The sequence below is a fragment of the Pelagivirga sediminicola genome (genome assembly GCF_003072125.1).
Classification (GTDB): domain Bacteria; phylum Pseudomonadota; class Alphaproteobacteria; order Rhodobacterales; family Rhodobacteraceae; genus Roseovarius; species Roseovarius sediminicola.
The window spans coordinates 579183-596475 of sequence record NZ_QCYH01000001.1 but is presented as its reverse complement, the minus strand read 5'-3'; the positions used below and the strand labels follow the sequence as shown (position 1 = coordinate 596475).

20 protein-coding genes are annotated in these 17293 nt (G+C 63.8%); all 20 read left to right on the top strand.

The genetic code is table 11. The features are described from left to right. Nucleotides 1–7: 7 nt before the first annotated feature. Complete coding sequence (locus tag DC366_RS02780; RefSeq protein ID WP_108690623.1) at nucleotides 8–373, top strand: NADH-quinone oxidoreductase subunit A; 366 nt, start codon at nucleotides 8–10, stop codon at nucleotides 371–373. Continuing rightward, a complete protein-coding gene (locus tag DC366_RS02775; protein ID WP_108690622.1) occupies nucleotides 364–897 on the top strand; it encodes a NuoB/complex I 20 kDa subunit family protein in 534 nt (177 codons plus the stop codon). Before DC366_RS02780 ends, DC366_RS02775 begins: the two co-directional genes overlap by 10 nt. Before the next feature lie 33 nt (nucleotides 898–930). Continuing rightward, on the top strand, nucleotides 931–1548 hold the full coding sequence (locus DC366_RS02770; RefSeq protein ID WP_108690621.1) for an NADH-quinone oxidoreductase subunit C: 618 nt from the start codon (nucleotides 931–933) through the stop codon (nucleotides 1546–1548). 127 nt (nucleotides 1549–1675) lie between these two features. Then, nucleotides 1676–2917, top strand: coding sequence for an NADH-quinone oxidoreductase subunit D (locus DC366_RS02765; RefSeq protein WP_108690620.1), 1242 nt, complete (start codon nucleotides 1676–1678; stop codon nucleotides 2915–2917). 67 nt (nucleotides 2918–2984) lie between these two features. Next, nucleotides 2985–4370, top strand: coding sequence for an NADH-quinone oxidoreductase subunit NuoE (gene nuoE / locus DC366_RS02760; protein WP_108690619.1), 1386 nt, complete (start codon nucleotides 2985–2987; stop codon nucleotides 4368–4370). A 40-nt stretch (nucleotides 4371–4410) separates the two neighbouring features. Beyond that, nucleotides 4411–5109, top strand: coding sequence for a helix-hairpin-helix domain-containing protein (locus DC366_RS20180; RefSeq protein ID WP_243405010.1), 699 nt, complete (start codon nucleotides 4411–4413; stop codon nucleotides 5107–5109). A gap of 17 nt (nucleotides 5110–5126) precedes the next feature. Beyond that, entirely contained in the window at nucleotides 5127–5348 is a 222-nt protein-coding gene (locus tag DC366_RS02750; protein WP_108690618.1) for a DUF5337 domain-containing protein, read from the top strand. A gap of 7 nt (nucleotides 5349–5355) precedes the next feature. Next, nucleotides 5356–6651: an NADH-quinone oxidoreductase subunit NuoF gene (gene nuoF, locus DC366_RS02745; RefSeq protein WP_108690617.1), complete on the top strand. Its 1296-nt coding sequence runs from the start codon at nucleotides 5356–5358 to the stop codon at nucleotides 6649–6651. 32 nt (nucleotides 6652–6683) lie between these two features. Beyond that, a complete protein-coding gene (locus DC366_RS02740; protein WP_133176160.1) occupies nucleotides 6684–7019 on the top strand; it encodes a hypothetical protein in 336 nt (111 codons plus the stop codon). Nucleotides 7020–7143: 124 nt separating this feature from the next. After that, entirely contained in the window at nucleotides 7144–7545 is a 402-nt protein-coding gene (locus DC366_RS02735; protein ID WP_108690615.1) for a DUF5333 domain-containing protein, read from the top strand. A 5-nt stretch (nucleotides 7546–7550) separates the two neighbouring features. Then, a complete protein-coding gene (nuoG, locus tag DC366_RS02730) occupies nucleotides 7551–9572 on the top strand; it encodes an NADH-quinone oxidoreductase subunit NuoG (RefSeq protein WP_108690838.1) in 2022 nt (673 codons plus the stop codon). A gap of 5 nt (nucleotides 9573–9577) precedes the next feature. Further along, nucleotides 9578–9973 (top strand): hypothetical protein, encoded by a 396-nt coding sequence (locus DC366_RS02725; RefSeq protein WP_108690614.1) that lies wholly within the window; start codon nucleotides 9578–9580, stop codon nucleotides 9971–9973. Continuing rightward, complete coding sequence (locus DC366_RS02720; RefSeq protein WP_108690613.1) at nucleotides 9973–10353, top strand: YNQ4 family lipoprotein; 381 nt, start codon at nucleotides 9973–9975, stop codon at nucleotides 10351–10353. The genes DC366_RS02725 and DC366_RS02720 overlap by 1 nt, the downstream gene beginning before the upstream one ends. Before the next feature lie 7 nt (nucleotides 10354–10360). Beyond that, entirely contained in the window at nucleotides 10361–11398 is a 1038-nt protein-coding gene (gene nuoH, locus DC366_RS02715) for an NADH-quinone oxidoreductase subunit NuoH (RefSeq protein ID WP_108690612.1), read from the top strand. Nucleotides 11399–11535: 137 nt separating this feature from the next. Continuing rightward, the gene (nuoI, locus tag DC366_RS02710; protein WP_108690611.1) at nucleotides 11536–12030 is read left to right on the top strand and encodes an NADH-quinone oxidoreductase subunit NuoI; all 495 of its coding nucleotides are present in this window, start codon (nucleotides 11536–11538) and stop codon (nucleotides 12028–12030) included. Beyond that, on the top strand, nucleotides 12027–12440 hold the full coding sequence (locus DC366_RS02705) for a carboxymuconolactone decarboxylase family protein (protein WP_108690610.1): 414 nt from the start codon (nucleotides 12027–12029) through the stop codon (nucleotides 12438–12440). Before nuoI ends, DC366_RS02705 begins: the two co-directional genes overlap by 4 nt. Further along, nucleotides 12437–13045: an NADH-quinone oxidoreductase subunit J gene (locus DC366_RS02700; RefSeq protein ID WP_108690609.1), complete on the top strand. Its 609-nt coding sequence runs from the start codon at nucleotides 12437–12439 to the stop codon at nucleotides 13043–13045. Before DC366_RS02705 ends, DC366_RS02700 begins: the two co-directional genes overlap by 4 nt. Before the next feature lie 216 nt (nucleotides 13046–13261). After that, nucleotides 13262–13567, top strand: coding sequence for an NADH-quinone oxidoreductase subunit NuoK (gene nuoK / locus DC366_RS02695; RefSeq protein WP_108690608.1), 306 nt, complete (start codon nucleotides 13262–13264; stop codon nucleotides 13565–13567). 4 nt (nucleotides 13568–13571) lie between these two features. Next, nucleotides 13572–15734 (top strand): NADH-quinone oxidoreductase subunit L, encoded by a 2163-nt coding sequence (gene nuoL / locus DC366_RS02690; protein WP_108690607.1) that lies wholly within the window; start codon nucleotides 13572–13574, stop codon nucleotides 15732–15734. Next, on the top strand, nucleotides 15734–17287 hold the full coding sequence (locus DC366_RS02685; protein WP_108690606.1) for an NADH-quinone oxidoreductase subunit M: 1554 nt from the start codon (nucleotides 15734–15736) through the stop codon (nucleotides 17285–17287). The genes nuoL and DC366_RS02685 overlap by 1 nt, the downstream gene beginning before the upstream one ends. Nucleotides 17288–17293: the final 6 nt, after the last annotated feature.

Sequence of the window (17293 nt, the reverse complement as noted above, 5' to 3'; positions counted from 1 at the left end):
GCCGCTCTTGGAAGAGATGTTGAGGGAATACCTCCCCATTCTGGTCTTTCTTGCCGTCGCCATCGGGCTTGGGGTCGTCCTGATCCTTGCGTCGCTGGTCCTGAAGGGGCGCGATCCCGACCCCGAAAAGGTCAGCGCCTACGAATGCGGATTCAACGCCTTCGACGATGCGCGGATGAAATTCGACGTGCGTTTTTATCTGGTGTCGATCCTGTTCATCATCTTCGATCTGGAAATCGCGATGCTGTTCCCCTGGGCCGTGGCCTTTCAGCACATCAGCATGACGGCCTTCTGGGCGATGATCGTGTTCCTTGGCGTGCTGACCGTCGGCTTTGCCTATGAGTGGAAAAAAGGAGCGCTGGAATGGGAGTAGTGACCGGAGCCAACACGGCCGGCCCCGACCGCGAGGTCGCCACGCAGGACCTGAACCGCGAGCTTCAGGACAAGGGTTTCCTGCTGGCCGCGTCCGAGGATATCGTCAACTGGGCGCGCACCGGCAGCCTGCACTGGATGACCTTCGGTCTGGCCTGCTGCGCGGTCGAGATGATGCACACTTCCATGCCGCGCTATGACGCCGAACGCTTTGGCGTGGCGCCGCGCGCCAGCCCGCGCCAGTCCGACGTGATGATCGTCGCCGGCACGCTGACCAACAAGATGGCCCCGGCCCTGCGCAAGGTTTACGACCAGATGCCCGAGCCGCGTTATGTGATCTCGATGGGCAGCTGCGCAAATGGCGGCGGGTATTATCACTACAGCTATTCCGTGGTGCGCGGCTGCGACCGGATCGTGCCGGTGGACATCTACGTGCCCGGCTGCCCGCCGACCGCCGAGGCGCTGCTTTATGGTATCATGCAGTTGCAGCGCAAGATCCGCCGCACAGGAACGATCGTCCGCTGATCGCGGGCGGCGTTTTCAGGCAAGGGGAAGAACATGACCGAAGCGCTCAAGGAACTGGGCAGCCACATCGAAATGAAGCGCGCCGATTGCGTGCTGGGATGGTCCGTCACGGGTGGCGAGCTGACCGTTGATGTGGCGCTGAGCAACATCAAGGGGCTGGTGGAGTTTCTGAAGACCGACAGCACCTGCCGGTTCTCGACGCTGGTGGACATCACCGCCGTGGATTACCCCGAGCGGGCCAAGCGGTTCGACGTGGTCTATCATTTCCTGTCGATGTACCAGAACCACCGCATCCGCCTGCGCGCGGCGGCGCGCGCCGATGACATGGTGCCCTCGATCACCGAGGTCCACCCCTCGGCCAACTGGTTCGAGCGCGAAGTGTTCGACATGTTCGGGCTGCTCTTCAGCGGCCATCCCGACCTGCGCCGCATCCTGACCGATTACGGCTTTCGCGGCCATCCGCTGCGCAAGGATTTCCCGACCACGGGCTATACCGAGGTCCGCTATGACGAAGCCGAAAAGCGCGTCGTGTATGAGCCGGTTTCGCTGGTGCAGGAATACCGCCAGTTCGATTTCATGTCGCCATGGGAAGGAGCCGAATACATCCTGCCCGGTGACGAGAAGACGGACAAGAAAGAGGGGGCGAAGTGATGTGGTATGAGCCTCTAAGTGAAATTGGCGGGTTCTTGGCTGGCTTGGGAGCTTTTTTGACGTCATTAGGCGTTTTAAAAAAAACCTGCGGTGACACCTACAGCAACACTGTTCAGGAGATCAGCTGATGGACGGCGATATCCGCAACAATACATATGACGACGGAACGCGCGACTACGAGTCGGGCGAGCAGCAGATCCGCAACTTCAACATCAACTTCGGCCCGCAACACCCTGCCGCGCATGGTGTTTTGCGCCTTGTGCTGGAGTTGGACGGCGAGATTGTCGAGCGCTGTGATCCCCATATCGGTCTGCTGCATCGCGGCACCGAAAAGCTGATGGAATCGCGCACCTATCTGCAGAACCTGCCCTATTTCGACCGGCTGGACTATGTCGCGCCGATGAATCAGGAGCATGCCTGGTGCCTCGCCATCGAGCGGCTGTGCGACATCGAGGTGCCGCGCCGCGCCAGCCTGATCCGCGTGCTCTATTCCGAGATCGGCCGCATCCTGAACCACCTGATGAACGTCACCACGCAGGCGATGGACGTCGGCGCGCTGACGCCGCCGGTCTGGGGCTTCGAGGAACGCGAAAAGCTGATGATCTTCTACGAGCGGGCCTGCGGCGCGCGCCTGCATGCGGCCTATTTCCGGCCCGGCGGCGTGCATCAGGACCTGCCCAGCGATCTGCTGGACGATATCGAGACGTGGGCCAAGGGATTCCCGGCGTTTCTGGATGATCTCAGCGGGCTTCTGACGGAAAACCGCGTCTTCAAGCAGCGCAACGTCGATATCGGCAAGGTCAGCGAACAGGACGCGCTGGACTGGGGATTCTCGGGCGTGATGGTGCGCGGCTGCGGCATGGCGTGGGATTTGCGCCGGGCGCAACCTTATGAATGCTATGACGAATTCGAGTTCCAGATCCCCGTCGGCACCAATGGCGATTGCTATGACCGCTACCTGATCCGCATGGAAGAGATGCGCCAGTCGGCCCATATCATGCTGCAGGCGATCGAGAAATTGCGCGCACCCGAAGGGCAGGGCGACATCCTTGCGCGCGGCAAGATCGCACCGCCCAGCCGCGGCGACATGAAGACGTCGATGGAGGCGCTGATCCATCACTTCAAGCTGTATACCGAAGGCTTCCACGTGCCCGAGGGCGAGATTTACGCCGCCGTCGAGGCGCCCAAGGGCGAATTCGGCGTCTATCTGGTCAGCGACGGCACCAACAAGCCGTATCGCGCCAAGCTGCGCGCGCCCGGCTACCTGCACCTGCAGGCGATGGATTACGTCGCGGGCGGGCACCAGCTGGCCGATATCGCCGCGATCATCGGCACGATGGACGTGGTGTTCGGGGAGATCGACAGGTGAGAACCTCTTTTGCAGCTGGCGCTTGTGCGCCCGCATCGACAACGACACGCACAGGAGACTGCGCCTAATGCTACGCCGCCTGCACCCCGAACAGCCCGACAGCTTCGCCTTCACACCTGAAAATCAGGCTTGGGCAGAGGCGCAGATTGCCAAATTCCCCGAGGGCCGGCAGGCGTCGGCGATCATTCCGCTGATGTGGCGCGCCCACGAGCAGGAAGGCTGGCTGACCCGCCCCGCGATCGAGGGGATCGCGGACATGTTGGACATGGCCTATATGCGCGCGCTGGAGGTGGCATCGTTCTACTTTCAGTTCCAGCTGCAACCCACTGGCAGCATTGCGAATATCCAGATCTGCGGCACCACGTCCTGCATGATCTGCGGCGCCGAGGACCTGATCGGCGTGTGCCGCGAGAAGATCGCGGACGCGCCGCATACGCTGAGCGCGGATGGCAAGTTCTCCTGGGAAGAGGTGGAGTGCCAGGGCGCCTGCGCCAACGCGCCGATGGCGATGATCGGCAAGGATTACTACGAGGATCTGACTGCCGAGCGCCTGCGCGAGATCATCGACGAGCTGGCAGCGGGCGGCGTGCCGGTGCCCGGTCCGCAGAACGGGCGCTTTGCCTCCGAGCCGAAATCGGGGCTGACCAGCCTCAAGGAATTCGACAGCGGGCATCGCAAATACAACGCCTCGGTGCAGCTTGCCACCGATCTGGGCGAGACGGTCAAGCGCATCGACGGCACCGAAGTGCCGCTGCTGGCGCCCTGGCGCGAGCATGGTGCGAACCATCAGCCCGATCCGTCCAAGGTTGTCGTGCGCGATGCGCCGCTCGATATCGTGACCGAAACGGACCGGATCGATCCGGCCAAGGCCGCGCAGGGCGATGCCGCGACATCCAAGGCAAAACCCAGGCAGGACAACACCAAGGGCCCGGCAGGAGAGCCGGGGCCGAAAGACCCCAAGAGCGTTGCCAAAACCTCGGGCGCGACCGCCAAGGCGCCGCAGATGGAAGAGGACCCGTCCGGGACGCCGGATGGCGATTCTCGCCCTGCCAAGACCGCGGCCAACGGCGCGCCGGTTGCGCGGGGTGCTGCGGGCAAGACGCCGTTGCCGGGCACCGCCGACAAATCTGCGGGCAAGCCTGATGAGGGCGCCGCGGGTCCGGGCGCCAAGCCCGCGACGTTGAAGGCCGCGCGTGCGGGCGGGCCAGATGATCTGAAGATGATCAAGGGCGTCGGTCCCAAGCTGGAATCGCTGCTGAACGATATGGGATTTTACCATTTCGATCAGATCGCCGCATGGTCGCCCGATGAGGTGGCGTGGGTCGATCAGAATATCATCGGGTTCAAGGGCCGCGTGACGCGCGACGATTGGGTCCGGCAGGCCGGCGTTCTGGCGTCGGGCGGCGAAACCGAGTTTGCCAAACGTGTCAAGAAGGGCGACGTTTACGAATAATCCTGTTCGCGCGCGCCCCTGAACCGGGAGGAAGATGACCATGATGACCAATTCATCCGCTAGGAAATGCGCCTCGGCCTGTTGGTACGTGGCTGTCGGCATCGGTCTGCTTCTGGCCGTGGTCCTGATCGCGGCGGCCGGATGGTCGCTGCTTTGGGGCGGCCTCCTCGGCGTGGTGGTGTTTCTGGTGCTGGGCTTCGTGCTGCCGCAGCTGATCTGCACGGGCGGCAGCGCCAACCGGCCGCTTGCGGCGACCAGCACACCGTCCAGCCTGGTTGCCGGCGATCCGCCCGCGCCGGATGCGGCGGCCCCGGCTGCGGCTGCGGTGACCAGCGCGGCAACCGCGCGCCCGCCGGTAAAGGACGCGCCCGCGGAGGACGCGCCGGAAACGGCAGTGCGGGACACGCCCGACCGGCCCGCGCCGCAGGCCCATCCCATTGCCGAGCAGGCGCGGCGACCCAAGCCCGAAGATGCGCCTCTTGCGTCCGAGGATCTGCAGAAGCCGAAAACGCTCGATGCGCCACGTGCGGGCGGTGCGGACGATCTGAAGCGCATCAAGGGCATCGGTCCCAAGCTGGAGACGATGCTGAACGGCATGGGGTTCTATCACTATGACCAGATCGCCAACTGGACCGAGGCCGAGATCGCCTGGGTCGACCGTAATCTGACCGGGTTCAAGGGCCGGGCCAGCCGGGACGAGTGGGTCCGGCAGGCAGTGACCCTCGCGCGCGGCGAATAGCAGGGCGCGCGAGGGACATGACCGGCCGCGACCACAAACAGGCTCAGGCAGGGCGGCGCGCCGCCCTCGTGATCGCGGGCACGGCGATCCTGTGGGTGGCCGCCACGTTCATCGGCGCAAGGCTGGGGCTGAGCCAGCGGGTGCTGGCACTGTTCGATCTGGTCGCTCTCGGGGGGTTCCTGTGGGCGATCTGGATGATCTACAATATCTGGCGTTCGCGCCAGGACAATCAGGGGTAACGGCGCTATGCTGAAAGACCAGGACCGTATCTTTACCAATCTCTACGGCATGCATGACCGCACCTTGAAGGGCGCTCAGGCGCGCGGCCATTGGGATGGCACCGCCAAGATCCTGCAGAACGGGCGTGACTGGATCATCGACCAGATGAAGGCCAGCGGCCTGCGCGGGCGCGGCGGCGCGGGCTTTCCGACCGGCCTGAAATGGTCGTTCATGCCGAAAGAGAGCGATGGGCGCCCCAGCTATCTGGTGGTCAACGCCGACGAATCCGAGCCGGGCACCTGCAAGGACCGCGAGATCATGCGCCACGATCCGCATACGCTGATCGAGGGGTGCCTGATCGCCAGCTACGCGATGCAGGCGCAGGCGTGCTATATCTACATCCGCGGCGAATATATCCGCGAACGCGAGGCGCTTCAGGCGGCCATCGACGAATGCTATGCCGCCGGGCTGATCGGACGCAACGCGTGCAAGTCCGGTTATGATTTCGACCTCTACCTGACCCACGGCGCCGGCGCCTATATCTGCGGCGAGGAAACCGCGCTGCTGGAATCGCTGGAGGGCAAGAAGGGCATGCCGCGCATGAAGCCGCCGTTTCCGGCGGGCGCGGGTCTTTACGGCTGCCCGACCACGGTGAACAACGTCGAGTCTATCGCCGTCGTGCCCACCATCCTGCGGCGCGGGCCGGACTGGTTCTCCAGCTTTGGGCGCCCCAACAATGCGGGTACCAAGCTGTTTGCGATCTCGGGCCATGTCAACAACCCCTGCGTGGTCGAGGAGGCGATGAGCATCGGCTTCGAGGAGCTGATCGAGAAGCATTGCGGCGGTATTCGGGGCGGCTGGGACAATCTCAAGGCGGTGATTCCGGGCGGCAGCTCCGTGCCGCTGATCCGGGGCGAGAACATGCGCGAGGCGATCATGGATTTCGACTATCTGCGCGACCAGCGCAGCGGTCTGGGCACCGCCGCCGTGATTGTGATGGACCAGTCGACGGACATCATCAAGGCGATCTGGCGCCTGTCGAAATTCTACAAGCACGAATCCTGCGGTCAGTGTACGCCGTGCCGCGAGGGCACCGGCTGGATGATGCGCGTGATGGACCGCCTGGTGCGCGGCGACGCCGAAGTGGACGAGATCGACATGCTGCTCGATGTGACCAAGCAGGTCGAGGGGCACACGATCTGCGCGCTCGGCGATGCGGCGGCATGGCCGATCCAGGGCCTGATCCGCAACTTCCGCGACGAGATCGAGGACCGCATCAAGCACAAGCGCGGCACCACCGCGCGTCCCGTGGCGGCGGAGTGAGCGGGGTGCGGCCTGCAGACCGGAGTACGACGATGAACGCAAGATCCATGATCGCCGCCCTTTGCGCCGCCCTTGCCCTGACCGCCTGCGGCAAGGCGGGCGAGCGGGTGCGGTTCGATGGCAATTACTATCCCGCCAAGCTGTCCCAATCGGGCGAGCGGCGCGAGGATTTTGTCGTGACCGTCAGCGACGCCGCGCAAGGGATCAACGGCGCCCGCGAGGCCGGGCGTTTCGAGGGCACGACCTATTGCGTCGAGACATATGGCGACAGCAGCATCAACTGGCAGCCGGGCTATGGCCCCGAGGACGGCCGCGCTCTGACGGGCAATGGCAGTCTTCTTTTGCGGGGAAGCTGTGTGATATGGTAGGGCGGGGCCCGATATCGGCAGCAATCTGCCAGTGTTATTGCATAACAGGCGCCGCGCGCTCCATCTCATGTGACATGCGGGGCGCAGATGCGCGCCGCACCACATGTATTGAAGGAGACGCATCATGCGCCTGATACTGACTACACTGCTCGCGCTGTCCATTGCCGGATCGGCCAGTGCCGCCCGCGCCGATCTGGCCGCCGAGGCGGATATCAACGCGGGCCTTCTGGCCGTTGCCGCCGCTGACAAGATCCGGCGCGAATGCGGCGATCTGTCGGGCCGTTTCTGGGCCGCGCGCTCTTATGTGAACCAGTTGAAGGGCATGGCCACGCAGCGGGGCTATACCGATGCGCAGATCGACGCCTATGTGAATGACAGCGCCGAACAGGCGAAGATGCGCGAGCGTCGCAACGCCTATTTCAAGTCGAAAGGCGCCAGCAATCTGGACGCCGCCAGCCTGTGCCGCCTGGGACGGGAAGAGATCAAGAACCGCAGCCGCATCGGCTCATTCCTGAAAGCAAAGTGAACACCATGACCGACCTTCGCAAAGTGAACATCGACGGAACCGAGATCGAGGTGGACGGGGCGATGACCCTGATCCAGGCGTGCGAGCAGGCGGGCGTGGAAATCCCGCGCTTTTGCTATCACGAGCGCCTGTCGATCGCCGGGAACTGCCGGATGTGCCTTGTGGAGGTCGTCGGCGGCCCGCCGAAGCCGGCCGCTAGCTGCGCCATGCAGGTGCGCGACCTGCGCCCCGGCAAGGATGGCGAGGCGCCGATGGTCAAGACGAACTCGCCCATGGTCAAGAAGGCCCGCGAGGGCGTGATGGAATTCCTGCTGATCAACCACCCGCTGGATTGCCCGATCTGCGATCAGGGCGGCGAGTGCGACCTGCAGGATCAGGCGATGGCCTACGGCGTCGATTTCAGCCGCTTCCGCGAGCCCAAGCGCGCGACCGAGGATCTGGATCTGGGTCCGCTGGTGGAAACGCACATGACGCGCTGCATTTCCTGCACCCGCTGCGTGCGTTTCACCACCGAGGTGGCGGGCATCAGCCAGATGGGCCAGACCGGGCGCGGCGAGGATGCCGAGATCACGTCCTATCTGGGCGAGACGCTGGACAGCAATTTGCAAGGCAACATCATCGATCTGTGCCCCGTCGGCGCGCTGGTCTCGAAGCCCTATGCGTTCACCGCGCGCCCCTGGGAGCTGACCAAGACCGAGACGATCGACGTGATGGACGCGCTCGGCTCGAACATCCGGGTCGATACCAAGGGCCGCGAAGTCATGCGGATGCTGCCGCGCAACCATGACGGCGTGAACGAGGAATGGATCGCGGACAAGACGCGCTTTGTCTGGGACGGACTGCGCCGCCAGCGTCTGGACCGCCCCTATATCCGCGAGAACGGCAAGCTGCGCCCGGCGACATGGCCCGAGGCGCTGAGCGCCGCGGCGACCGCCATGAAGGGCAAGAAGGTCGCCGGCCTTGTCGGTGATCTGGTCCCGGTCGAGGCCGCCTTCGCGCTCAAGCAGCTGGTCGAAGGGCAGGGCGGCACGGTGGAGTGCCGCGTGGACGGCGCGAAGCTGCCCGCGGGCAATCGCTCGGGCTATGTCGGGACGGCGCGGATCGAGGATCTGGACCATGCCGAGCGGGTGATCATCATCGGCTCGAACCCCGCGATCGAGGCGCCGGTTCTGAATGCGCGCATCCGCAAGGCGTGGCTGGCCGGTGCGTCGGTCGAGCTGATCGGCGAGGCGGGCAACCTGACCTACGATTACACGCATCTGGGCACCGACCGCGCCGCGCTGGAAAAGCTGGCGTCGCAGGACGCGGATGACGATGCGAAGGCCAGGAAAACCATCGTTCTGATCGGGCAGGGCGCAATCATGGAGGCAGACGGCGCCGCCGTTCTGGGCCACGCGATGAAGCTGGCCGATGGGCTGGGCGCGCTTTTCATGGTGCTGCACACGGCTGCGGGCCGGGTCGGCGCGATGGATGCGGGCTGCACCACCGAGGGCGGCGTCGAGGCGGCGGTCGAGGGGGCCGAGGTGATCTATAACCTCGGCGCCGACGAGGGCGAGATCAAGGACGGCCCCTTCGTGATCTATCAGGGCAGCCATGGCGATCGCGGCGCGCACCGCGCGGACGTGATTCTGCCCGCCGCGTGCTATACCGAGGAGTCCGCGCTGTTCGTGAACACCGAAGGGCGCCCGCAACTGGCGCTGCGCGCCAATTTCGCGCCCGGCGAGGCCAAGGAGAACTGGGCGATCCTGCGCGCCCTGTCGGGCGAGATGGGCGATGCGCTGGCCTATGACAGCCTGCCGCAACTGCGCCAGGCGCTGGTTGCCGCCGTGCCGCATCTGGCCGGGATCGACCAGGTGCCGGAGAACGAGTGGCAGCCGACCGGGATCGCCGATCTGGGCAAGGCCGATTTCCGCGGCGCGATCAAGGATCACTACCTGACGAACCCCATCGCCCGCGCCAGCCAGCTGATGGCGGAACTCAGCGCCAACGCCAAGGCGCGCCGCGCGCCCAAACTGGCGGCGGAGTAGGCGCGGTGGCCCGCGCGCGCCATATCCTGACCGGCCTTCTGGCGGCGGCGTGGCTTGCGGGCTGCGCCCCTCCGGTGCTGGACAAGTATATGGGTCGGCCCATCTTGGACCCGATGCTGGATTTCGGCAAACCGGACGAGGTGTTCGATCTGCCCGACGGGCGCCGGGCCTTTCAGTGGAAGGTCGAGAAGAACGCGACGCGCCCGTCGCCAAAGCCGGTGATCGGCGTGGGCGTCGGGATCGGGCGCGGCCGCTGGGGCGGTGGCTGGAGCCAGGTCACGACCGTTGGCACGTCCTACGAATCCTACACGAAAACATGCGTCTACACGCTGATCGGCAACCGCCGGGGCGACACCTGGATCGTCACCGGCCAGCGCAGGCCGGCGCCGGGATGTGCCTGATGCGCATGTCGGCGATCCTGATGCCCCTGGCGGTCGCGGCCTGCGCGCCGGAGAATGCAAGTGCGCCATTCACCCCCGAATATCGCGGGATCCAGACCGATCTTCTGGACGGGGATCTGGTGAATTTCCGGGTTGCCATGACGGGCGCACGTGACACCGGCGACGTGGCGCGCTATGCGGAATGCGCCGCTGCCAAATATGCCCTGATCCGCGGTTACGGGTTTGCGCGCCACGTGCGCACGAATATCGCCGATGAGGGTGGCATCTGGCGCGGCGATGCGGTTTATACGATCTCGCCCGCCCTGCCGCGCGGGCTGAAGACAATCGACGCCGAAGTCGTCGCCGCCGACTGCGCGGAAAATGGAATACCGATGGTGTGAGGACCTGATGGCTGAATTCTTTACAACCCCGCTCGGGACCCTTGTGATCATCTTTGCGCAGTGCCTCGCGATGCTTGGCTTCGTGATGGTCAGCCTGCTTTTCCTGGTCTATGGCGACCGCAAGATCTGGGCCGCCGTCCAGATGCGCCGCGGCCCCAACGTGGTGGGCGCGTTCGGCCTGCTGCAATCGGTGGCCGATGCGCTGAAATACGTGCTGAAGGAAGTCATCATCCCGGCGGGCGCCGACAAGGCGGTCTTCATCCTCGCGCCGATCATCAGCTTCGTTCTGGCCGTCATCGCCTGGGCGGTGATCCCGCTGGCCGACGGCTGGGTGATCTCGAACCTGAACGTGGCCGTGCTGTATGTCTTCGCCGTCTCCTCGCTGGAGGTCTACGGCGTGATCATGGGCGGCTGGGCGTCGAACTCCAAATATCCGTTTCTCGGCTCGCTGCGCTCCGCGGCGCAGATGATTTCATATGAGGTCAGCCTGGGCCTGATCATCATCGGTGTCATCATCTCCACCGGGAGCCTGAATTTCGGCGACATCGTCGGCGCGCAGGATACGAAATACGGCCTCTTCGGCTGGTACTGGCTGCCGCACCTGCCGATGGTGTTCCTGTTCTTCATCTCGTGCCTTGCCGAGACGAACCGCCCGCCCTTCGACCTGCCCGAGGCCGAATCCGAGCTGGTGGCAGGCTATCAGGTGGAATATTCCGCCACTCTGTTCCTTTTGTTCATGGCGGGCGAATATATCGCGATCTTCCTGATGTGCGCGCTGACCTCGCTGCTGTTCTTCGGCGGCTGGCTGTCGCCCATTCCGGGGCTGCCGGACGGCGTGCTGTGGATGATCGGCAAGATGGCGTTCTTCTTCTTCCTCTTCGCCTTGGTCAAGGCGTTCACGCCGCGCTACCGCTATGACCAGTTGATGCGCATCGGCTGGAAGGTGTTCCTGCCACTGTCGCTGGGCTGGGTCGTCATCATCGCCTTCCTTGCCAAGTTCGAAGTGCTGGGCGCGTTCTGGGCCCGGTTCGCGATGGGGGGCTGAGCCGGTGACGCGCGCGGCAATGACGCAGGCGGGCATGCCGCCATGGCGCGCGATGCGCTGGAACCGCGCCGCCAATGAGGGTATGACGCGGGCATGGAGCGAGACTCGGGCCACCACGATTGCGAGGAGCTGAAGAAATGGCGAATATCGATTATGGACGCGCGGCCTGGTACTTCCTGCTGGGTGACCAGTGGCTGGGCGTCAAGCTGGCGCTCAAGTATTTCTTCGCGCCCAAGGTCACGATCAACTATCCGCATGAAAAGGGCCCGCTTTCGCCGCGCTTCCGCGGCGAGCACGCACTGCGCCGCTATCCCAACGGCGAGGAACGCTGTATTGCCTGCAAGCTGTGCGAGGCGATCTGCCCCGCGCAGGCCATCACCATCGATGCCGAGCCGCGCGATGACGGCAGCCGCCGCACCACGCGTTATGACATCGACATGACCAAATGCATCTATTGCGGCTTCTGCCAGGAGGCATGCCCCGTGGATGCCATCGTCGAGGGGCCGAATTTCGAGTTCTCGACCGAGACCCGCGAAGAGCTGTATTACGACAAGACCAAGCTTCTGGAGAACGGCGATCGCTGGGAGGCCGAGATCGCGCGCAATCTGGAACTGGACGCACCCTACAGATGAGCGATCCCGTGAACCCATTCGAACAGATGATGCGGCAGGCGCAGGACATGATGAAGTCCATGAACCCTGCGATGGACGCGTTTTCGCCCAAAGCATTCGAGGCGATGTGGCAGACGATGCCCAAGGACATCATGGAGATGATGTTCGGCAAGGGCTTGAACCCCGATGGGCTTGATGCCAAGACGCGGCTGCTGCTGACGCTGGCGGGGCTGACGATGCAGGGCGCACAGGCCGACACCGCCGTGCGCCTGACCGTGCGCCACCTGCTGGAGGCAGGCGCCACCAAGGCCGAGATCGCCGAGACGATCGCGACCATGGCGATGTTCGCCGGCGCACCGGCCATGACCCGCGCGATGGATCTGGCCCAAGGGGTGATGGACGGGCAAACCGAGGAAGGAAAAGACACATGACCGCGATGGCCTTTGCGTTCTATCTGTTTGCGATATCGGCGCTTGTCGGCGGGCTGTTCACCGTCGTCAGCCGCAACCCGGTTCATTCGGTTCTGTGGCTGATCCTCAGCTTCATCAGCGCGGCGGGGCTTTTCGTGCTGCTGGGGGCCGAGTTCGTGGCGATGCTGCTGGTGATCGTCTATGTCGGCGCGGTGGCGGTCCTGTTCCTCTTCGTGGTGATGATGCTGGATGTCGATTTCGCCGAGCTGAAGGCCGAAACGGCCAGATACATGCCGCTGGCGCTGCTGATCGGGCTGATCCTGCTGATGCAGTTCGGCATCGCCTTTGGCGCGTGGGAAGTGTCGGCCGGGGCCGAGGCGGCGCGCGTCGCGCCCGCACCGGTGGACGTGCACAACACCGCCGCACTGGGCCTGCTGCTCTATGACAAGTATTTCCTTCTGTTCCAGCTGGCGGGCCTGATCCTGCTGGTTGCCATGATCGGGGCCATCGTGCTGACGCTGCGCCACCGTGTCGACGTCAAGCGGCAGAACGTGCTGCAGCAGATGTGGCGCGATCCGGCCAAGGCGATGGAGCTGAAGGACGTCAAGCCGGGGCAGGGCCTCTAGGCCCCGCCGATCGTTAACATATGAATGCGGCACCATTGGTGTCGCGCCACGCCAAGGAACCAAGCGCATGTCCAGAAATACAATCGTTGTTCTCGTCGTCGTGCTGATCGTCGTCTTTGGCGGCTATACGCTGATCGGCTGAACCGCCAGCAAGGGCGCCGCAAAAGGCGCCCGAGCCAGAGAGCCGGGCCAGACAAGAAAGACTGAGGGACAGAAATGATCGGAATTGAACATTACCTGACGGTGGCGGCGACGCTGTTCGTCATCGGCATCTTCGGGCTATTCCTGAACCGCAAGAACGTGATCATCCTGCTCATGTCGATCGAGCTGATGCTGCTGGCGGTCAATATCAACCTTGTCGCATTTTCCAGTTTCGCCGGCGATCTGGCCGGCCAGGTCTTTACCCTGCTGGTCCTGACCGTCGCCGCCGCCGAGGCCGCCATCGGCCTTGCGATCCTTGTCTGCTTCTTCCGCAACCGCGGCACGATCGCGGTCGAAGACGTCAACGTGATGAAGGGCTGACGCCATGGAAAAGATCATCCTCTTCGCCCCCCTCGTGGGCGCCATCATCGCGGGCTTCGGCTGGCGCATCATCGGGGACAAGGGCGCACAGGTTCTGACCACGGCGCTGTTGTTCCTGTCCTGCGCGCTGTCGTGGATCGTGTTCATCGGCCATGACGGCACGCTGCAGCAGATCCACATCCTTGACTGGGTGCAGTCGGGCGCGCTGGATACGACGTGGTCGATTCGTCTGGACCGGCTGACGGCGATCATGCTGATCGTGGTGACCTCCGTTTCGGCGCTGGTTCACCTTTATTCCATTGGCTACATGGCCCATGACCACAATTTCGAGGAGGGGGTCTCCTATCGCCCCCGCTTCTTCGCCTACCTGTCGCTTTTTACCTTCGCGATGCTGATGCTGGTGACGGCCGACAACCTGCTGCAGATGTTCTTCGGCTGGGAGGGTGTGGGCCTCGCCTCATACCTTCTGATCGGGTTCTACTACCGCAAGCCTTCGGCCAACGCGGCCGCGATCAAGGCGTTTGTGGTCAACCGGGTCGGCGATTTCGGTTTCCTGCTGGGCATCCTCGCGATCTTCTTCCTGACGGACTCGATCAATTTTCAGGACATTTTCGCCGCCGGCCCCGCGCTGGCGGAAACGCAGCTGCGCTTCCTGTGGACTGACTGGAACGCGGCCAACCTGATCGCTTTCCTGCTTTTCGTCGGCGCGATGGGCAAATCGGCGCAGCTTGGTCTGCACACATGGCTGCCCGACGCGATGGAAGGCCCGACGCCGGTGTCGGCCCTGATTCATGCCGCGACGATGGTCACGGCGGGCGTGTTCCTTGTCTGCCGCATGTCGCCGCTGATGGAATACGCGCCCGAGGCGCTGATGTTCGTGACCTTCATCGGCGCGACCACCGCCTTTGTCGCCGCGACGATCGGCCTTGTGCAGAACGACATCAAGCGCGTCATCGCCTATTCGACCATGAGCCAGCTGGGTTACATGTTTGTCGCCGCAGGCGTCGGCGCCTATTCGGTGGCGATGTTCCATCTGCTGACGCACGCGTTCTTCAAGGCGATGCTGTTTTTAGGCGCGGGCTCGGTCATTCACGGGATGCATCACGAGCAGGACATGCGCAACTATGGCGGCTTGCGCCACAAGCTGCCCTATACGTTCTGGGCGATGATGATCGGCACGCTGGCCATTACCGGCGTCGGCATCCCGCTGACCCATATCGGTTTCGCCGGCTTCCTGTCCAAGGATGCCGTGATCGAGAGCGCATGGGCCGGTTCGGCGGGCGGCTATGCCTTCTGGATGCTGGTGATTGCCGCCGCGCTGACCAGTTTCTACAGCTGGCGCCTGATGTTCCTGACCTTCTTCGGCACCGCGCGCGGCGACAAGCAGACGCATCAGAACGCGCATGAATCGCCCATGGTGATGCTTGTGCCGCTGGGCGTGCTGGCCGTGGGGTCGGTCCTGGCCGGGATGGTCTGGTATGGCAGCTTCTTTGGCGATCATGACAAGGTGAACAGGTTCTTCGGAATTCCCGCCCACCACGCCGAGGCGAGCGCACCTGCCGAGGGCGTTGTCGCCGCGGGCGAGGCGCTGGCCGAGGGCGATCTTGAAGGTGCGGCGGATGCCGTTACCAAGGATATCGAGGGCGCGGATGCCACCGCGGCGGGCGAGGCCCATGCCGAGGCGATGGCGCCGGAAACGGAACCGGGCATCGCCCCCCAAGGCGCGATCTACATGGGCGCCGGGAACACCGTGATCGACGACGCGCACCATGCGCCCGTCTGGGTCAAGGTCAGCCCCTTCGTCGCGATGATTCTCGGCCTGCTGACCGCGCTGTGGTTCTATGTCTGGAGCCCGTCCACCCCCCGCAAGTTCATGGAGGCGCAGCGCCCGCTCTATGCGTTCTTGCTGAACAAGTGGTATTTCGACGAGATTTACGATGCGCTGATCGTCGGCCCGGCGAAAAAGTTCGGCGGCTTCCTGTGGAAGCGCGGTGACGGCAACATCATCGACGGCGCGATCAACGGCGTGGCGATGGGCATCGTGCCCTTCTTCACCCGCCTCGCGGGACGCGCGCAGTCCGGCTATATCTTTACCTATGCCTTCGCCATGGTGATCGGGATCGTGATCCTCGTCACATGGATGACGATCTCCGGAGGGGCAAACTGATGGAAAACGTTCTGTCGATCACCACGTTCATCCCCCTCATCGCGGCCGCGATCCTGGCCATTTTCCTGCGGGGCGAGGACGCCGCGGCGCAGCGCAATGCCAAATGGGTGGCGCTGGCGGCAACGGTGGTGACGTTCCTCGTCTCGCTGTTCATCCTGTTCGATTTCGACCCCGGCAACACCGGCTTTCAGTTCGTGGAAGAGCGTGAATGGTTGATGGGCCTGAAATACAAGATGGGCGTGGACGGGATCAGCGTGCTCTTCGTGCTGCTGACCACCTTCATGATGCCGCTGTCCATCGCCGCATCCTGGGGAATCAAGAGCCGCGTCAAGGAATACATGATCGCGTTCCTGATTTTGGAAACGCTGATGCTGGGCGTTTTCATGGCGCTGGATCTGGTGCTGTTCTACCTCTTCTTCGAGGCGGGGCTGATTCCGATGTTCCTGATCATCGGCATCTGGGGCGGCAAGGAGCGGATTTACGCATCCTTCAAGTTCTTCCTCTATACGTTCCTCGGATCGGTGCTGATGCTGGTCGCGATGGTCGCGATGTTCTCGGACGCGGGCACCACCGATATCCCGTCGCTGATGCGCCATGCCTTTGACAGCGAGACGTTCAGCGTGCTGGGCTTCAGCGTGGTTGGCGGCATGCAGACGCTGCTGTTCCTGGCGTTCTTTGCCAGCTTCGCGGTCAAGATGCCGATGTGGCCGGTGCATACCTGGCTGCCCGACGCCCACGTTCAGGCGCCGACCGCCGGATCGGTCGTGCTGGCCGCGATCCTTTTGAAGATGGGCGGCTATGGCTTCCTGCGGTTCAGCCTGCCGATGTTCCCCATCGGGGCCGAGTTGCTGACGCCGCTGGTGCTGTGGATGTCGGCGATTGCCATCGTCTATACCTCGCTGGTGGCGCTGGCGCAGGCGGACATGAAAAAGCTGATTGCCTATTCGTCGGTGGCTCATATGGGATATGTCACCATGGGCATTTTCGCGGCGAACCAGCAGGGCGTGGACGGGGCGATCTTCCAGATGATCAGCCACGGCTTCATCTCGGGCGCGCTCTTTCTCTGTGTGGGGGTGATCTATGACCGGATGCACACGCGCGAGATCGACGCATATGGCGGCCTCGTGAACCGGATGCCGAGCTATGCGCTGATCTTCCTGTTCTTCACCATGGCCAATGTCGGCCTGCCGGGCACGTCGGGCTTCATCGGGGAATTCCTGACGCTGATCGGCGTCTTTCAGGTCAACACCTGGGTTGCCGCCGTGGCCGCGACCGGCGTGATCCTGTCGGCGGCCTATGCGCTGTGGCTTTACCGCCGGGTGGTGCTGGGCGATCTGATCAAGGAAAGCCTGAAATCCATCGCCGACATGACCGGGCGCGAGCGGGCGATCTTTGCGCCGCTGGTGGCAATGACCTTGTTGCTCGGGGTCTATCCGGCGCTGGTGCTGGACATCATCGGCCCCTCGACCGAGGCGCTGATTTCGCAATACGACACCGCGCTGGCGCAGGGGGGCACGGAAAGTGCCGTCCAGACCGCCGCAGCCGCGAATTGAGGAGGC